Below are 14,999 nucleotides of genomic sequence, written 5' to 3'. Positions count from 1 at the left end.
CCCCGTCAGCCGCCGCCGTGGGCGCGGAGGTGATGCACCGCGTCGGGGATGATCGCGAGCGCCGCGTCGACGTCGGCCTCGGTGGACGTCCACCCGAGCGACAGCCGTAGCGATCCCTGGGCGACCTCCCGGGGCACGCCCATTGCGGCGAGCACGTGCGACGGGTCCTGCGCGCCGGACGAACACGACGAGGCGGCCGACGCGCGGATGCCCTGCTGGTCGAGCAGGAACAGCAGGGCCTCGGCTTCGATGTCCGCGAGGATCACGTGGGCGATCCCCGCGGCGACCCGCGCGACGTCACCCGGTCGGGCGATGGTGGGGGTGACGACGTCGCCCAGCTCGTCGACCAGCCCCGCGATCAGACGGTCGCGGAGCGCACCCAGCCGGGCGACCTCGGACTCACGCCGCTCGACGGTGGCCTCCACGGCGGCCGCGAACGCCGCGGCACCGGCCACGTCGGGGGTGCCCGCCCGCCGCCCCCGTTCCTGACCGCCGCCGAGGATCTGGGCCCCGAGTTCCACGCCCTGGCGCACGAACAGAGCGCCGGTGCCGATCGGGCCTCCCACCTTGTGGCCGGTGATCGACACGAGGTCGGCGTCGGCCGCCACCTCCGCGACGTCGACCCAGCTCAACGCCTGCACCGCGTCGGTGTGGATCAGCGCACCGGGCGCGTGGTCGCGCACGACCGCGGCGAGCGCCGGCAGGTCGTTGACCGCGCCGGTCTCGTTGTTGACCGCGATGAGCGACACGATCGACACGTCGTCGCGCCCGTCGAGCAGGTCGGCCAGGTCGTCCGGCGCGACCCGCCCGGTCTCGTCGAGACCGACCGTCACGCCGCCCGCGTGTTCGACCGGTTCGAGCACGGCATGGTGCTCCCCCGCCGAGCACACCGCCACACCGCCACGCGCGGCCAGGACGCCCCGCACCGCCAGATTGTCGGCCTCCGAGCCGCCGCTGGTGAAGATCAACTCGGCGGGCGGACGACCCAACGCCGCGGCGACTGCGTCGCGGGCGTCGTCGAGGGCCCGGCGGGCGGCGCGCGCCGCCTTGTGGGACCCGGTCGGGTTGGCGTGGTGGGTGTCGGTCGCCGCGAGCCAGGCGTCCCGAGCCTCGGGGCGCACCGGCGTGGACGCAGCATGGTCGAGGTAGATCTCGGGCGTGGCGCCGCCGGTGTCCATCGCCTCAGCCTACGGACTCGGCCCGGCCACGGCAGACTGCGAGCGTGCAGAGGTACGGACCGGAGACCTACGGCGAGAGCTTCGCCGACGTGTACGACGACTGGTACGGCGACGTCAGCGATGTCGCCGCGACCGTGGCCGGGATCACCGCGCTCGCCGACGGCGGTCCCGTGCTCGAACTCGGCGTCGGCACCGGCCGACTCGCCCTGCCGCTCGCCGCGGCCGGGCTGGCGGTGACCGGAATCGACGCGTCACGGGCGATGCTCGACCGACTCCGGGCCAAGCCGGGCGCCGACGCGATCACGGTCCTCGAAGCCGACATGGCGGATCCGCCGGTAGAGCCCGATTCGTTCGCCGTGGCGTTCGCCGCGTTCAACACCTTCTTCAACCTCACCTCGACCGACGCCCAGGCGCGCTGTGCGGCGGTTCTCGCCACGGCGGTCCAGCCGGGTGGCTGCGTGGTCATCGAGGGCTTCGTCCCGCCGGCCGACGGGCTCACCGACGGCGGGGTGTCCGTGCGCGAGATCACCACGGACCGGGCGGTGATCAGCGCCTCACAGCACGACGCCGACGCCCAGGTGATCCGCGGCCAACACATCGACGTCACCGGGGCCGGAGTGCGGATGCGTCCCTGGGAGCTCCACTACCGCACGCCCGACCAGCTCGACGACCTGTTCACGGCGGCGGGCTTCACGGTCGAGCGGCGTGACGGCGGCTGGCGGGGCGAGCCGTTCACCGCCGACGCGGACGTCCACGTGACGGTGTATCGCCGCTCGATCGACTGAACGGCTCAGCCGACCTCGGTCGCCGCGTCACCGAACTGCTCGACGAGCAGCTGTGGTTCGTCGTTGTACGTCTTCTTGCTCGACCCGGCTCGCAACATCGTCGCCGAGAGGAGGTGGGTGCCGTCGGGGAAGTGGAAGTGGAGCACCCGGTTGACCATCGTGAGCGCGTTGGTGTCGAACCATCCGAGAGAGACGCCGTCGCGCGCGATCGTCTCGCGGTGGCCCTTCGGCTTGCCCGTCAGCGACCACTGGTTGATGCCGTAGAACCGCAGTTCGGTGGGCGTCACCACGAGCCACGAGTCGACGAGGTCGAGACGGTGCCCGCGCGTCGTGTGGTCGATTCCAAGCCCCCTGGCGTAGGGCAACGAGTAGACCGTCGAGCCCGACCGCGCCGCACCGTCGGAACTCGCGCCGGCGACACCCACCTTCTGCGAGAGCGGGAGGACGACCAACAGGTCGGTTGCGGGGATCTCCTTGGCGAGCACCTTGCGAGCGGGTTCGTTGCGTTTCACCCACCCAGTGTCGCCGCCCGGGCGCGGCACCCCACAAGTGGGCACCTGCTCGTGCATCCGCCGAGGGGTGCGGGATCGTAGGGTTCGACAATGGCCAGAATCCGAGTCGAGACCGATATCGCCGCCCCACCCGACGCCGTGTGGGCGGACGTGGAGGACATCTCGACCCATGTCGAGTGGATGCACGACGCGGAAGCCATCACGTTCACCTCCGACACGACGGCCGGGGTCGGCACGACGTTCGACTGCGCCACGAAGATCGGCCCGATCCGGCTGATGGACAAGATGGAGATCACGGACTGGCAGCCGGGTGAGGTCATGGGCGTCCGCCATGTCGGCCTCGTCGAGGGCACCGGCCACTTCACCCTCACCCCACTCGGCGACGACCACACGTCGTTCGTCTGGGAGGAGGAGCTGCGCTTCCCGTGGTGGATGGGGGGTCCACTCGGCGGAATCGTCGGCGGGCGCATCCTCAAGCTCGTCTGGAAGCGCAACCTGCGACTGCTGGCCGAGCGCTTCGCCTGACGCGATCAGATCGGGTTCAGCGCGAGCTGGATCGACACCGCGGCGAGCGCGAGGCCGAAAACCGTGGCCGCACCCAGCGCGACCCACGGGCTCTGGCGGGCGCGGATGGCGGCGATGTAGAGCAGCCCCACGAGACCGCCCGCCACCAGGCCGCCCAGATGACCACCCACCGAGATGCGGGGAATGGCGAAGGTGATGAAGAGGTTGAGCGCCAGGATCGGGCCGAGGCCGCTCGCCCAGATGTTCATCCCTATCGATCGCTGGATCACCGCGATGGCACCGAACAGGCCGAAGATCGCGCCGGACGCGCCGACCGTGATCGCGTTGGGGTCGAGCAGCATCACGCCGGCCGCCCCGCCGAAGAGCGACACCATGTAGAGCGCGATGAAGCGGGGCCGATCGAAGACCCGTTCGAGTTGGGGGCCGAGGATCCACAGGGCGTACATGTTGAAGGCGAGGTGCATCAGACCGGCGTGCATGAAACCCGAGGTCACGAGGCGGTAGTACTCGCCCTCGGCCACCCCGATGAAGCCCTCGCCGGACACGAACCCCCGGCCGATGAGCCCGAAATCGAGGTCGGCGCCGGCCCGGCCCTGGGCCAGGACGAAGATCACGACGTTCAGCCCGATCAGGATCTTCGTCACGATCGGGTCGAACGTGGGCGCACCCCGCAGAATCTGCTGCTTGCCACCCTTCACGCATTCCGGGCAGTGGAACCCGACCGAGGCCTGATGCATGCACTGGGTGCAGATCGGCCGGTCACAACGCTGGCAGATCACTCCCGCCGGCGTGTTCTTGTGCCGATAGCAACTGGTGACGTCAGTGTCGGGGGACGAATCGCTCACTGGCCCCACGGTACCGGGTGCCGGTGGGGCTACCGGGCGCGTGCGGCGCCGGAACCACCGCCGGATCACCACGAACGACGGCGCCGCGCCGGTAGCGTCTGAGCCCGTGGCCGGCGATCTCATGACCAACCCCGATCTGGTCGCCCGACTGGACCAGCTCGCCCAGCAGCCGGTGCTCCTGATCGCCTCGGACTACGACGGCACGGTCGCCCCGATCGTGAACGATCCGATGAAGGCGCTCCCGTTGCGGGAGACCAGCGTCGCCCTCCGCAACCTCGCGGCGCTGCCCCAGACCGAGGTGGCGGTGATCTCCGGCCGCTCACTGCGCGATCTGGCCGCACTCTCGCGGCTTCCGGCCGAAGTCCATCTGGTCGGCTCGCACGGCACGGAGTTCGACATCGACTTCGCCCTCGACCTGGATCCCGATCTCCGGGCGCGCCGTTCGGCGCTCCTCGACGATCTCCGCGCCCTCGTCGACCGCCATGACGGCCTGTCGCTCGAGAAGAAGCCCGCCTCCGTGGCGGTGCACTATCGCAACGTCGACGAGGCCGCGATCGATGGGGTGCTGGCCGAGCTCGACGAGATCGCGGGGCGTGTCGGCGAGCTGACCGTCCGCCACGGGAAGATGGTGTGCGAGCTGCTGCTCGTGCCGACCGACAAGGGCCTGGCGCTGACCACCGTGCGTCAGAGCGTGGGCGCCGGCGCGGTGTTGTTCCTCGGCGACGACGTCACCGACGAGGACGCGTTCGCGACGCTCGCCGGACCCGACGTCGGGGTGAAGGTCGGCGAGGGCGAGACCTCCGCCGGCTTCCGGGTCGACACCCCCGACGACGTCGCCGTCCTCCTCGCGGCCCTGTTCACCCGGCGGTCCGAGTGGTTGGCCGGCGCCGGCATCACCGCCATCGAGGACCACTCGATCCTCTCGGATCAGCGCACCGTGGCCCTCGTCACCCCGGACGCCCGCATCACCTGGCTCTGTGTCCCCCGCATCGACTCGAGCGCGATCTTCGCCGAACTGCTCGGGGGTCCGCCGGCGGGTCACTTCTCGGTGCGCCCGTCGACACCGGACGGCGATCCCGTCCAGGTCTACGACGACGACTCGCTCGTCCTGCGCACGTCCTGGGAGTCCATGTCCGTCACCGACTATCTCGACTGTTCGGACGGCCGGCCGCATCGGATCTCCGGCCGCACCGATCTCGTCCGGGTCATCGAGGGCACGGGCACGGCGATCGTCGAGTTCGCCCCTCGGCTCGATTTCGGGCGGTTCCCCACCCAGCTCGAACTGCGGGACGGCGGCCTGGAGGTCACGAACGCGCAGGACCTCGTCGTGCTCCGAGCGCCGGGCGTCGACTGGCAGGTCATCGACCATGGCATGCACCAGACGGCGACGGCCGAGGTCGACCTGGCGAACGGGCCGGTCATCCTCGAGCTGCGGTGTGGCACGGCATCGATGCGGCCGGATCGCAGCGATGAGGCGGACCGGCGCGATCGCACGATCGCGTTCTGGGCCGAGTGGGCCGCCCGGCTCGACCTCCCCGTCGTCGAACCCGACCTCGTCCGCCGTTCCGCGCTCACGCTCAAGGCGCTCTGCTACGGCCCGACGGGTGCCATCCTCGCGGCCGCCACGACCAGCCTGCCCGAGCACATCGGCGGCGTGCGCCAATGGGACTACCGCTACTGCTGGATCCGCGACGCGTCCATGTCGGCCGGCGCGCTCGTGCGTCTCGGCTCGATCGACGAGGCGATGGACCTGCTCGACTGGCTCCTCCGCGTCATCGAGACGAGCGATGTCGGCCCGGAGCGGCTGTCACCGCTCTACACCGTCAACGGTCAGTCGCTGCCTCCCGAGGCCTCGATCGAGGAGCTGGCCGGCTATGCCGGTTCCCGACCGGTCCGGGTCGGCAACGCGGCCGACCACCAGGTACAGCTCGACGTGTTCGGCCCGGTGCTCGAACTCATCCACCAGCTCGGCGAGATCAACGCCCCGCTCTCCACGAGACACTGGCGTCTCGTCGAGGATCTCGTCGCCGCGGTGAACCAGCGCTGGATGGAGCCCGACCAGGGGATCTGGGAAGTGCGTTCGGCGCCGCGCCACCACACCAACTCGAAGGTGATGTGCTGGGTCACGGTCGACCGGGCGATCGGCATCGCCGAGACCGTGTTCGGCCGGGAGCGGCCGGAGTGGATCACGCTGCGCGACCAGATCGAGAAGGACATCCTCACCAACGGCTGGAACGACGAGGTGGGTTCGTTCACCACCGCGTACGACGGCACCGACCTCGACGCCTCGGTGCTCGCCATCGGCCTGTTCGGGCTCGTCGATGCCGACGATTCCCGCTTCCGGGCGACCGTCGACGCCGTCGAGACCTGGCTGCGCAGCGGCCACACCGTCTACCGCTACAAGCACGAGGACGGCCTGCCCGGTGAGGAGGGCGGCTTCAACCTCATGACCAGCTGGTTGATCGACGCCAAGCTCCTGATCGGCGACGTCGACGGCGCCGAGGAGCTCTTCGCCGCCTATGTGGAGCTCGCCGGGCCCACCGGCCTGATTCCCGAGGAGGTCGACCCGGTGAGCGGTCGCGGGCTCGGGAACCATCCGCAGGCCTACAGCCACCTCGGTCTGATCAACAACGCCTGCAATCTCGCCGCGGTGCGCTCCCGCTAGAGCGAGACCGCGCTCTCGCTCATTCCGAGGGCGTTGATCTCGACGACCTCGGTGACGCCGTCCACGCGGTCCTTCATGATCCGCTCGATGCCGGCTTTCAGTGTCTGGGTCGAGGCCGGGCAGGTGACGCACGCGCCCTTGAGTTCGACGGTCACGACGCCGGAGGCCTCGTCGACCTCGATCAACTCGATGTCGCCCTCGTCCGCCTGAATGGCCGGACGGATGGCGGTGATGACCTTCTCGACCTGCTCGCGCAACGCAGCACTCCGGATCCGAACGGGGGTGGACGCCTCCAAGTGTGGCAGCCACCTTCCTCAACACCGACATCGGCACGGTATTCCGTAGGGTGGCGGTATGGCGACGGGACTGCTGCTGGCCCACCAGGGCGGATGGGACGAGATCATCCTCGTCGCCGGGCCGGTCTCCGTCTTCGCCCTGTTGCTCTGGGTCGCCCGCCGCCGCGCCCTCGCCCAGGCGTCAGATGACCCGGACGTCGGCTCCGAGCGCGTTTAGCTTCCCGGCGATGTCGTCGTAGCCGCGGGCGACATGGTGCGCCTCGGCCACCACCGTCTCTCCCTCCGCCGCCAATCCTGCGATCACGAGCGCGGCGCCGGCGCGGATGTCGTGGGCCTTCACCGGCGCGCCCGACAGGCGCTCGACCCCGCGCACCACGGCGTGGTGGCTGTCGGTGCGGATGTCGGCACCCATGCGTCGGAGTTCGTCGACATAGCGGAAGCGACCGGAGAAGACGTTCTCGGTCACGATGCCGACGCCGTCGGCGGTGGCCAGCGCCGCGACGAGGAAGGGCTTGAAGTCGGTCGCGAGCCCCGGATACGGCAGGGTCGAGCAGTCGCTCGACCGCAGCCGAGTGCCGGCGAACGCCCAGATGCCGCCGGAGTCGGGCGAGATGCGCATGCCCATCTCGCCGAACTTCTGACACAGCATGGCCATGTGGTCGTGGCGGGCCCCGGCCACGGTGACCTCGCCGCCGGCGATCCCGAGCGCGGCCAGGTACGTCGCGGCCTCGATACGGTCCGGGATCACCGTGTGGTCGGACGAATGCAGCGTCTCGACGCCTTCGATCACCAGCGTCGAGGACCCCGACCCTTCGATGCGGGCGCCCATCTTGTTCAACAGCTCGCAGAGGTCCGCGATCTCCGGCTCACGGGCCGCGTTGTCGACAACCGTCGTCCCCTTTGCGAGCACGGCGGCCATCAGCAGGTTCTCGGTGGCGCCGACGCTCGGGTACTCGAGCAGGACACGGGCGCCGAGGAGGTTGGGCGCGCTCGCGTGGATGTAGCCGTGGCGGGTCTCGAAGTCCGCGCCGAGCTCGGCGAGCCCCCGCATGTGCATGTCGATCGGCCGCGGGCCGAAGTCGTCGCCGCCGGGCAGGGCCACCCGTGCCTCGCCGCAGCGAGCGAGCATCGGCCCGAGCACCACGATCGAGGCTCGGAACTGCTCGACGAGCTCGTAGGGCGCCACCGGTTCGATGGTGCCCGGGACGGTGATCTCGAGGATCGGCTCGTCACCCGACTCGTCCCACCCGACCTCGGTACCGGTGGCCCGCAGCAGATCGGACATCAGCGCGACGTCCGTGATGCGGGGAACATTGCCGAAGCGGTACGTGCCCTCGGCCAACAGCGTGGCAGCCATGAGCTTGAGCGCGCTGTTCTTGGCGCCACCGACCCGGATGGTCCCCTCCAAGCGGTGGCCACCGGTCACGACGATGCGCTGGGGCTCGGTCATCACCCAGAAGTCTGCCAGCGAATCGCGGCCGTGACGGTCATCGCCAGGATCACGACGAGCACGAACGGGGCCCGACGCCAGACCGCGATGGCGCCGGCGACGAGGCCGGCGGCCCGGGCGTCGATCGTGAGCGACTCGTCGAGGCTGAAGGTCTGCACGGCGATGAGGGCGGCGAAGAGCGCGGCCGGGATGAGGCCGGCGAGGTCGGGGAACCAGCGCAGGACCCCGCTCCGGGAGCCCTCGTCGACGGCGAACCTCGCCAGCACGACGTGTCCGAAGAGCTTGAACCCGAAGCTCCCCGCCACCAGGACGATGATCGCCGACCAGCTCACCGGTCTTCCTCCCTGACCTTCCAGGCGAGCGCCGGCCCGACGGCGAGTGCCGCCACGAGCAGCGGTACGCCGGCGGGCGAGATCGGTACCATCGCGATGGCGAGGCCGGCGCCGAGGATCGCGGCGACGCGGCCGGGCGCGGTGCGCACATGGGGCGCGAGCAGCGAGATGAACGCGGCGGGGAACGCCGCATCGAGTCCCCACGTCTCCGGCTCGCCGATCGCGGCGCCGATCAGCGCCCCACCGAGCGAACCGAGGACCCACAGCGACCACAGCCAGATCCCGGTCCACCAGAAGGCGTCGGCCGCCGTCTCCGCGTCGTCCTGCACCGTTGCCATCGCGGTCGTCTCGTCGATCGTCAGGTGCGCAGCGGCCATCCGGGACAGCCCCCGGCCCGGCAGGATCTTCGCGAGCACCGGGCCGTACAGGGCGTTGCGGGCGGCGAGCAGCATCGCCGAGCCGACGGCCGCTCCACCCGAACCGCCGCCGTCGATCACCGAGACGGCGGCGAACTGCGACGCGCCGGTGAAGACGAGCGCGGACATCACGAGGATCTGCGGGAGCGACAGTCCGGCCGCGTCGGCGAGGACACCGAACGTCATCGCCACGACCCCGACCGCGATCGCGAGCGTCAGGCCCTGCCGACGATGCTCCGGCATCGTCAGACCAGGAGTCGGTGGAGTCGGTCGACGAGGTCGGCGATCTCGTCGGCGGCCACGTCGAAGTCCGGCTGCTCACCCCCGCCCGGATCGACGACTTCCTCCCAGGGTTCGAACTCGACGGTCGCCAGGCCCAAAGCGGCAACGCGTGCCTCGAGCGGGCCGTCCGCCGGCCCACCCAGATCACGGACGATCCGTTTCAGGCTGCCGGTCGTCGGCGCCGCCTCGGGGTGCATGCGGCGGATCCACCGGAGATGGTCGGGCTCCATCGAGAGGATGACGGTCGCCCGCTCGATGTCGGACCTGGTGATCTGGTGACTGCGATGGTGGGGGTCGCGGATGCCATGTCGCTCCAGCGCCGTGCGGGTGCGCACGCTCATGACCTGCCCCGGCAGCACATGGGTGCCGCCACTCGCCACGGACACCGGCGGCTCCGCCCCGAGGCGGAGTCGCAGCATGGCGGACCCCATCACGGAGCGGGCGGCGTTCCCCGTGCACAGGAAGTACACGAGCGGCCGTGTCGGGTCGTCGTCGGGTCGGGGCGCCTCGAGGACCACGTGATCCGTCATGACGGCTCCACGCGGGGTGCGGGCGCCGGCGCGGCGCCGTCCTCGCGTTCGCGCAGAACCCGCTCGAGACCGTCATAGTCGACCCGCAGGAAGATCGCCTCGGCTTCGGCCGTGGGCGGCGCGGCATCGTCGGCCTCTCCGTCGCGCGCACCGTGGGTCAGCACCCGGCAGTCGGCCTTGACGGTGACCCGGCGCTCGCGCTCGTCCGCGATCCAGGCGCGGAACTGCAGGTCCGTGTCGAGCGGCGTCGGGCGCCGATAGCGCACCGTGAGGCGTCCCGTCATCCCGGGTGGCCCACCCGTGAGGCGTTGGCCGCCACCCAGCAGCTCGTCGAACAGCCCGGCGAGGATCCCACCGTGGACCGCGCGCGGAGGACCCTCGTAGCGGCGGTCGAGCCGCACCGCCCCGATGAGCGCCGGCGCGCCGTCCGGCATCGAGCCGGACGTGATGACGATCGGCGGCGCGATCGTGTTGAGGCGCCCCGAGAACGTCGAGAGCTGGCGGTAGAACCGGCGGTTGTCGCGATCCTCGGGAGGCATCTCGTACCAGCGCCGTCGAGGCTCGCCGTCGTCGAGCAGGGCCTGCACGGCCGCGAGGTGGCCGGCGATCGCCGCACATGCGTCGGCGTCGGGCTCGCGGGCGTGGATCGACCGGCCGATGCCGCGCAGCGTCTCCACGATCTGCTCGTCAGTCACCTCGGGATCGGGCATCGGATCATTCTGGACCGGCGAGACGGCCGAGCAACGCGAGGGTGGTGGATTGCAGCGCCGACGACGCCGCCGCGAGGTTCGCCGTGAACTGCTCGGCGGTCGGCTCGTCGGCGTCCACGAAATCCGTCACGGTCTTGACCCCGCTCACCGGGATCCCGTGGAGATGGGCGATCCATGCCACCGCCGCGGCCTCCATCTCCTTGGCGACACCACCGTTCGCGAGGATGCGCTCGCGGTCGGTCGGCGATTCGTCAAGGCTGTCGCCGGTGGTGACGATGCCCAGTTCGCAGCCGAGGGGCGCGGCGTGGACCCGCAGGTCGGCCGCCGCGAGGTCACCGTCGGCGAACGCCTGCATCCCCGGCAGGGCGATGCGCCGATCGTGGCAGGAGAAGTGGGGCCAGGCGAGATACGTGGTGCCGATCGATGCGCCGGAACGGGCCCATCCGCCACACGTGCCGATGGAGAGCACCAGGTCCGGCGGCGGACCGGCCGTCAACGCCACCTGGGTCGTCAGCGCGGCCGCGGTGGTGCCGATGCACGGCACACCCGTCAGCGGATCAGCACCGTTGACGGCGAGCAGCACCTCGGGACGAGACGCCGTCGCCGGCGAGGTCGCGAGGCGGCACGGGAGGGCGTCCGCCCAGTCCGGCGAGGCCACAGGGGCCGCGCCGAGGGCCTCTCGCAGCGGGGCGGCCTCGATCTCCATCGCCATCACGATGAGCACACGGCGCACGGGAACGGGGACGGGCGGGGACGGCACGCCGGGAGCGTAGGTGACGTTGGTCACGCGTCGGGAGTCGAATCGGGTCCTACCGGTACCCTTGGCGGTCGAATCGACCAGTGTCCACCGTTCGGCACTCCCCGGGTCCGCACTCCTGCGGGCGGGGTCCGATGTGCCGACGGCCTCCTCGACCAAGGATGTTCCCCCCATCATGCGAAGTCACACGCGCACGCGCTCCCGCCTCATCGTCCTGATCACGTTCGTGATCGGCATCCTGGCCACGCAGACCGGCACCGCCGGCGCCGCCGCCGGGTTCGGCGATGTCGAGTCGGATCGTTTCTACACCGAAGCCGTCCAGTGGATGGTCGGTGAGGACATCACCGAGGGCATCGAGATCGGTTGCTTCGGCCCCGACGTCGATGTGACCCGCGGCCAGGTCGCCGCCTTCCTCCATCGGCTCGACCGCAGCCTGGGGAACAACCCCCAGAGCGGCCCGCACCCGTTCGTCGACGTCACGGCGTCGTATCAGCAGGAGCCCGTCGGCTGGCTGTACGCCACCGGGCTGACCACCGGCGTCTCGGCGAGGACGTACGACCCCGATGCCTCGATCACCCGCGGCGATTTCGCCGTGATGCTGTGGCGCTACGCCGGCGAACCCGACGCCGTGACCCGGCATCCGTTCCGTGATGTCACCCGCAGCTACCAGCAGGAAGCCATCTCCTGGATGTCGGAGAACCTGATCACGACCGGAACGAGCGCGACCACGTTCTCGCCGAATGCCGTCGTCTCCCGCGCCGAGGCCGCCACCTTCCTGTTCCGCTATGTCGACCCCGACGAGATCCCGCCGGCCGTCGCCAGCGTGGACTGCACCCGCGAGCTCCGACTCACGCTCGAGGCGGCGGGGCTGACGGGCACCGAGTCCCGTTGCGCCGTGCCGTTCCTGGTGGGCTTCGAGGTCGACTACCTGCTCGCCGTCGCCGAGGACCGGGCCACGGCCTCGATCGGCCTGATCATCGCCGCCGCCGCCGTCGGCGAGGCGTGCCTCACGCCGGACCGCGTCGCCGACCTCAGCCGCATCTTCCTCTGATCCCGGTCCCGGTCAGCCGGGCAACGGCGCGCTGAACACCGGCTCGCACTCGTAGGTGCCGGGCTCGACCGGGAGCCGGCGCACGAACGCGCCGTCTTCGATGCCCATGACCACCGCGCAACCGGGTGACGTGCCGTCCGGCGACACCGGAGGGTGCAGCCCGCCGGCGCTCCAGTCGAGTCCCGCCAGCGGCGACGCACACTCCTCGCCGACGGAGGTCGGACAGGCCGCGGTGTCGACGGCCCACCGCCAGAACGCCGAGGCTGCCAGCAGCCCGGTGCCGGTGCGCGGCGCCGCCGTCAACGCGAGCAGCTCCTCGTGGGCCGCGGCCGCCGGGGCCGCGTCGCCGTCCTCGAACGGCAGGAACGGCAACTCCAGCAGGAGACGCTCCGGCGTCGCCACACCGAGACATCCCGCCTCGTAGGCCGCGGCCGAGGCCAGGATCATGGGGGCCCAGCCGGCCCGATCGGCCACCTCGATGAACGGGACGACCGCCTGATCGCAGCCGCCGACGATCACGACCTGCCCGGCGCCGGTCGCCCGGGCTTCGCCGACGAGGCGGTCCCAGTCCGGCACCCGGTCGATCGGATACGGGACCGTCCCCACGACCTCCAGCACCCCGCCGGCGGCCGTCACCGCGGCTTCATGGGCGACACGAGCGGCAGCCTCGACGGGGGTGTCGGGCCCGACCAGCACGATTCGGCTCGCCGCAGGGTCGGCGAACGCCGCCGTGAGGTGGCCGTGGAGCCGTACCGGCGTGGGCGGCAGCAGGCCGGGGCCGGTCGGGTAGCGGGCGAGCCCGCAGTCGATCGCGGTGAGTGCCTCCTCGATCAACTGGAGGAAGGCGTGCCCGACGAGGGCGGACACCTCCTCGCACGCCCGGCGAACCCGGTCGACGGTCTCCACCGCGGCCGCGTCGTACTCGATAACCCGGATGTCCCGACCGTGGAGGCCGCCGTGGGCGTTGCAGTGGTCCGCGAGCGCCTCGATCATCTCGATGATGCCGACGCCGGCACCCGGCGTGCCGATGCCGCCTCGATCAGAGCCGGTGCCGATCGTGATGCTCGCGTCGGTGATGCCGACCGCGTCGACGATCGGGGTGAGGTCGGTCGGTGAACAGGGCAGCACCAGGTCACCGATCATCTCGGCCGGCGGCCGGGGCGGATCGGTGGGGACGGGTGGACGCAGTGTCGTGGTCGTGGTCGTGGTCGAGGCCCCCACCGAGGACGACGTTTCGTCCGTCGCTGGTCCCGGCTCGGCCGCCGGAGCACCGTCGTCGGCACTGCACCCGACCGCCAGGAGCGCAGCGAGAACGACGATCGAGAGGCTGCGCATCCCCTGGAGCTACCACATCGGCTGGGCCAAACGGCTCATGGCCACCTCCCGTTCCGGGACAAAGCGGGCCGAGCGACCCATTCACCGACGCCGCAATCGGTCCGACGCATGGAAGGGAACTCACGACGGAGCACGACCATGACGAGCCACCACACCACCTGCAACCTGTGCGGCGACCGCCACGCCCGACGACGCGACGGCCGGCTCGGCCGCTACGCCGTGACGTGCGACGACTGCGAGGCGCGCAAGGGATCACACCTCGTGAAGACGAACCTCGGCTACGCGAGCAGCAAGGTCGTGCGACCGGCCGCCGCCCTCGTCGGCTGAGTCAGATTTCCAGGGCCGCGGCCACCCGGTCGCGGTGTCGGCGCGCGTCGCCATAGGCCGCGGCCAGTGCCCAGCCCCGCTTCAACCAGAGCTGCAGGTCGTACTCGAACGTGTAACCGATCGCGCCGTGGCACTGGAGGGCCGCCCGGCAGGCGAGATCCACCGCGTCGGATGCGGTGGCCTTCGCCATGGAGACATCGCGCCCCCGGGTGACCTCGTCGTGCGTCTCCGGATGCGCCACCGACCACGCGGCGCGATAGACGAGCGGCGCCGCGAACTCGTTGGCGATGCGCACGTTGGCCAGATGGTGCTTCACCGCCTGGTAGGAGCCGACCGGCTTGCCGAACTGGTGGCGCTCCCCGACGTACTCGACCGTCGCGTCGAGCAGCCGACGGGCGACACCAAGGCATTGAGCGGCGGTGCCGAGCGCGGCGCGATCGTTGGCGAGCGCCGCGTCGGCACCGGACAGCCCGGTGGGGTCACCGGTGAGCTCGACGCGGGCCAACCGCCGGGACTGGTCGATCGACTCGACGGGGACGACGTCGTAGCTCTCGCGGGCCACCTCGGCCAGCAGGCCGTCGTCCTCCGCGACCAACGCATCGACGGATCCGGCCGCGAGCACGGGGCCACCACCGGTCGACAGCGAGATGCTGTAGCGGGAGCCACCGCCGATCGCCGCGTCGAGGTGGAGGCTCCCCGCCTGTGCGAGGGCCGGTACGGCAACCGCGGCGTGTTCCATGAGCGGCTCGGGCACCCCGGCGTAGCCGGCTTCCTCGAGGATGCGCACGAGGTCGACCTCGTCCATGCCGAGACCTCCGGCTTCCTCCGGGGCGAGGACCGCGAGCACACCCATCTCCGCCAGCGCGTCCCAGAGTCCGGGTACCCGTCCGTCGTCGTTGTCCCAGCTCGCCCGCACGGCCTCCGGGGGGCACACGTCGGCGAAGAGGTCGCGCACGGTGTCGCGGAACATGTCCTGTTCTTCGGTGAACGCGAACTGCATGTC

Annotated in this window: 18 protein-coding genes; 6 read left to right on the top strand and 12 right to left on the bottom strand. The window is 71.0% G+C overall.

What is annotated here, in order from left to right:
- Window positions 1-5: 5 nt before the first annotated feature.
- Window positions 6-1,178, bottom strand: coding sequence for an aminotransferase class V-fold PLP-dependent enzyme (locus R8F63_01995; protein ID MDW3217360.1), 1,173 nt, complete (start codon window positions 1,176-1,178; stop codon window positions 6-8).
- A 44-nt stretch (window positions 1,179-1,222) separates the two neighbouring features.
- On the opposite strand from R8F63_01995, the gene R8F63_01990 reads away from it, so the two are divergent.
- The gene (locus tag R8F63_01990) at window positions 1,223-1,963 is read left to right on the top strand and encodes a class I SAM-dependent methyltransferase (GenBank protein MDW3217359.1); all 741 of its coding nucleotides are present in this window, start codon (window positions 1,223-1,225) and stop codon (window positions 1,961-1,963) included.
- A 5-nt stretch (window positions 1,964-1,968) separates the two neighbouring features.
- Here R8F63_01990 and R8F63_01985 read toward each other — a convergent pair whose 3' ends face one another.
- Window positions 1,969-2,475 carry a hypothetical protein gene (locus R8F63_01985; GenBank protein ID MDW3217358.1) on the bottom strand — a complete coding sequence of 169 codons (507 nt, stop codon included), beginning with the start codon at window positions 2,473-2,475 and terminating at the stop codon, window positions 1,969-1,971.
- Between the two features lie 90 nt (window positions 2,476-2,565).
- Here R8F63_01985 and R8F63_01980 point away from each other — a divergent pair, with 90 nt between their 5' ends.
- Window positions 2,566-3,000: an SRPBCC family protein gene (locus tag R8F63_01980; GenBank protein MDW3217357.1), complete on the top strand. Its 435-nt coding sequence runs from the start codon at window positions 2,566-2,568 to the stop codon at window positions 2,998-3,000.
- Window positions 3,001-3,005: 5 nt separating this feature from the next.
- Here the strand turns inward: R8F63_01980 and R8F63_01975 are convergent, their stop codons facing one another.
- Window positions 3,006-3,845: a rhomboid family intramembrane serine protease gene (locus R8F63_01975; protein ID MDW3217356.1), complete on the bottom strand. Its 840-nt coding sequence runs from the start codon at window positions 3,843-3,845 to the stop codon at window positions 3,006-3,008.
- Window positions 3,846-3,951: 106 nt separating this feature from the next.
- Between R8F63_01975 and otsB the strand changes: the two genes are divergently transcribed.
- Window positions 3,952-6,510: a trehalose-phosphatase gene (gene otsB / locus R8F63_01970; GenBank protein MDW3217355.1), complete on the top strand. Its 2,559-nt coding sequence runs from the start codon at window positions 3,952-3,954 to the stop codon at window positions 6,508-6,510.
- Here the strand turns inward: otsB and R8F63_01965 are convergent.
- A complete protein-coding gene (locus R8F63_01965) occupies window positions 6,507-6,767 on the bottom strand; it encodes a NifU family protein (protein ID MDW3217354.1) in 261 nt (86 codons plus the stop codon). The genes otsB and R8F63_01965 overlap by 4 nt on opposite strands.
- A gap of 97 nt (window positions 6,768-6,864) precedes the next feature.
- Between R8F63_01965 and R8F63_01960 the strand changes: the two genes are divergently transcribed.
- Entirely contained in the window at window positions 6,865-7,023 is a 159-nt protein-coding gene (locus tag R8F63_01960) for a hypothetical protein (protein MDW3217353.1), read from the top strand.
- On the opposite strand, the gene murA is transcribed toward R8F63_01960, so the two are convergent.
- Genes murA through R8F63_01930 form a run of 6 tightly spaced genes read right to left on the bottom strand, consistent with a single transcriptional unit; the run spans window position 6,988 to window position 11,286 of the window.
- On the bottom strand, window positions 6,988-8,256 hold the full coding sequence (murA, locus tag R8F63_01955) for a UDP-N-acetylglucosamine 1-carboxyvinyltransferase (protein MDW3217352.1): 1,269 nt from the start codon (window positions 8,254-8,256) through the stop codon (window positions 6,988-6,990). The genes R8F63_01960 and murA overlap by 36 nt on opposite strands.
- Window positions 8,256-8,588, bottom strand: a complete 333-nt coding sequence (locus R8F63_01950; protein MDW3217351.1) for an AzlD domain-containing protein — start codon at window positions 8,586-8,588, stop codon at window positions 8,256-8,258. Before R8F63_01950 ends, murA begins: the two co-directional genes overlap by 1 nt.
- Entirely contained in the window at window positions 8,585-9,247 is a 663-nt protein-coding gene (locus R8F63_01945; protein MDW3217350.1) for an AzlC family ABC transporter permease, read from the bottom strand. The genes R8F63_01950 and R8F63_01945 overlap by 4 nt, the downstream gene beginning before the upstream one ends.
- A 2-nt stretch (window positions 9,248-9,249) precedes the next feature.
- Complete coding sequence (locus tag R8F63_01940) at window positions 9,250-9,816, bottom strand: hypothetical protein (GenBank protein ID MDW3217349.1); 567 nt, start codon at window positions 9,814-9,816, stop codon at window positions 9,250-9,252.
- Entirely contained in the window at window positions 9,813-10,526 is a 714-nt protein-coding gene (locus R8F63_01935) for a PaaI family thioesterase (protein ID MDW3217348.1), read from the bottom strand. Before R8F63_01935 ends, R8F63_01940 begins: the two co-directional genes overlap by 4 nt.
- Before the next feature lie 4 nt (window positions 10,527-10,530).
- Complete coding sequence (locus R8F63_01930; protein ID MDW3217347.1) at window positions 10,531-11,286, bottom strand: hypothetical protein; 756 nt, start codon at window positions 11,284-11,286, stop codon at window positions 10,531-10,533.
- A 172-nt stretch (window positions 11,287-11,458) separates the two neighbouring features.
- On the opposite strand from R8F63_01930, the gene R8F63_01925 reads away from it, so the two are divergent.
- On the top strand, window positions 11,459-12,334 hold the full coding sequence (locus R8F63_01925; protein MDW3217346.1) for an S-layer homology domain-containing protein: 876 nt from the start codon (window positions 11,459-11,461) through the stop codon (window positions 12,332-12,334).
- A 12-nt stretch (window positions 12,335-12,346) separates the two neighbouring features.
- Here the strand turns inward: R8F63_01925 and R8F63_01920 are convergent, their stop codons facing one another.
- The gene (locus R8F63_01920; GenBank protein ID MDW3217345.1) at window positions 12,347-13,669 is read right to left on the bottom strand and encodes an ABC transporter substrate-binding protein; all 1,323 of its coding nucleotides are present in this window, start codon (window positions 13,667-13,669) and stop codon (window positions 12,347-12,349) included.
- 138 nt (window positions 13,670-13,807) lie between these two features.
- Between R8F63_01920 and R8F63_01915 the strand changes: the two genes are divergently transcribed.
- Window positions 13,808-13,996 (top strand): hypothetical protein, encoded by a 189-nt coding sequence (locus R8F63_01915; protein ID MDW3217344.1) that lies wholly within the window; start codon window positions 13,808-13,810, stop codon window positions 13,994-13,996.
- 1 nt (window position 13,997) lies between these two features.
- On the opposite strand, the gene R8F63_01910 is transcribed toward R8F63_01915, so the two are convergent.
- Window positions 13,998-14,996 (bottom strand): acyl-CoA dehydrogenase family protein, encoded by a 999-nt coding sequence (locus tag R8F63_01910; GenBank protein ID MDW3217343.1) that lies wholly within the window; start codon window positions 14,994-14,996, stop codon window positions 13,998-14,000.
- Window positions 14,997-14,999 lie beyond the last annotated feature (3 nt).

The organism is Acidimicrobiales bacterium (assembly GCA_033344915.1).
Taxonomy (GTDB): domain Bacteria; phylum Actinomycetota; class Acidimicrobiia; order Acidimicrobiales; family Aldehydirespiratoraceae; genus JAJRXC01.
Note: the sequence above shows the minus strand (reverse complement) of the source record. Positions and strands in the feature narration are given on the sequence as shown.

Excerpts from the sequence above, each read along its gene's own strand:
- R8F63_01995 (MDW3217360.1), bottom strand. The coding sequence starts at position 1,178 with ATGGACACCGGCGGCGCCACGCCCGAGATCTACCTCGACCATGCTGCG.
- R8F63_01980 (MDW3217357.1), top strand. The coding sequence starts at position 2,566 with ATGGCCAGAATCCGAGTCGAGACCGATATCGCCGCCCCACCCGACGCC.
- R8F63_01960 (MDW3217353.1), top strand. The coding sequence starts at position 6,865 with ATGGCGACGGGACTGCTGCTGGCCCACCAGGGCGGATGGGACGAGATC.
- murA (MDW3217352.1), bottom strand. The coding sequence starts at position 8,256 with ATGACCGAGCCCCAGCGCATCGTCGTGACCGGTGGCCACCGCTTGGAG.
- R8F63_01945 (MDW3217350.1), bottom strand. The coding sequence starts at position 9,247 with ATGCCGGAGCATCGTCGGCAGGGCCTGACGCTCGCGATCGCGGTCGGG.
- R8F63_01940 (MDW3217349.1), bottom strand. The coding sequence starts at position 9,816 with ATGACGGATCACGTGGTCCTCGAGGCGCCCCGACCCGACGACGACCCG.
- R8F63_01935 (MDW3217348.1), bottom strand. The coding sequence starts at position 10,526 with ATGCCCGATCCCGAGGTGACTGACGAGCAGATCGTGGAGACGCTGCGC.
- R8F63_01925 (MDW3217346.1), top strand. The coding sequence starts at position 11,459 with ATGCGAAGTCACACGCGCACGCGCTCCCGCCTCATCGTCCTGATCACG.
- R8F63_01920 (MDW3217345.1), bottom strand. The coding sequence starts at position 13,669 with ATGCGCAGCCTCTCGATCGTCGTTCTCGCTGCGCTCCTGGCGGTCGGG.
- R8F63_01915 (MDW3217344.1), top strand. The coding sequence starts at position 13,808 with ATGACGAGCCACCACACCACCTGCAACCTGTGCGGCGACCGCCACGCC.
- R8F63_01910 (MDW3217343.1), bottom strand. The coding sequence starts at position 14,996 with ATGCAGTTCGCGTTCACCGAAGAACAGGACATGTTCCGCGACACCGTG.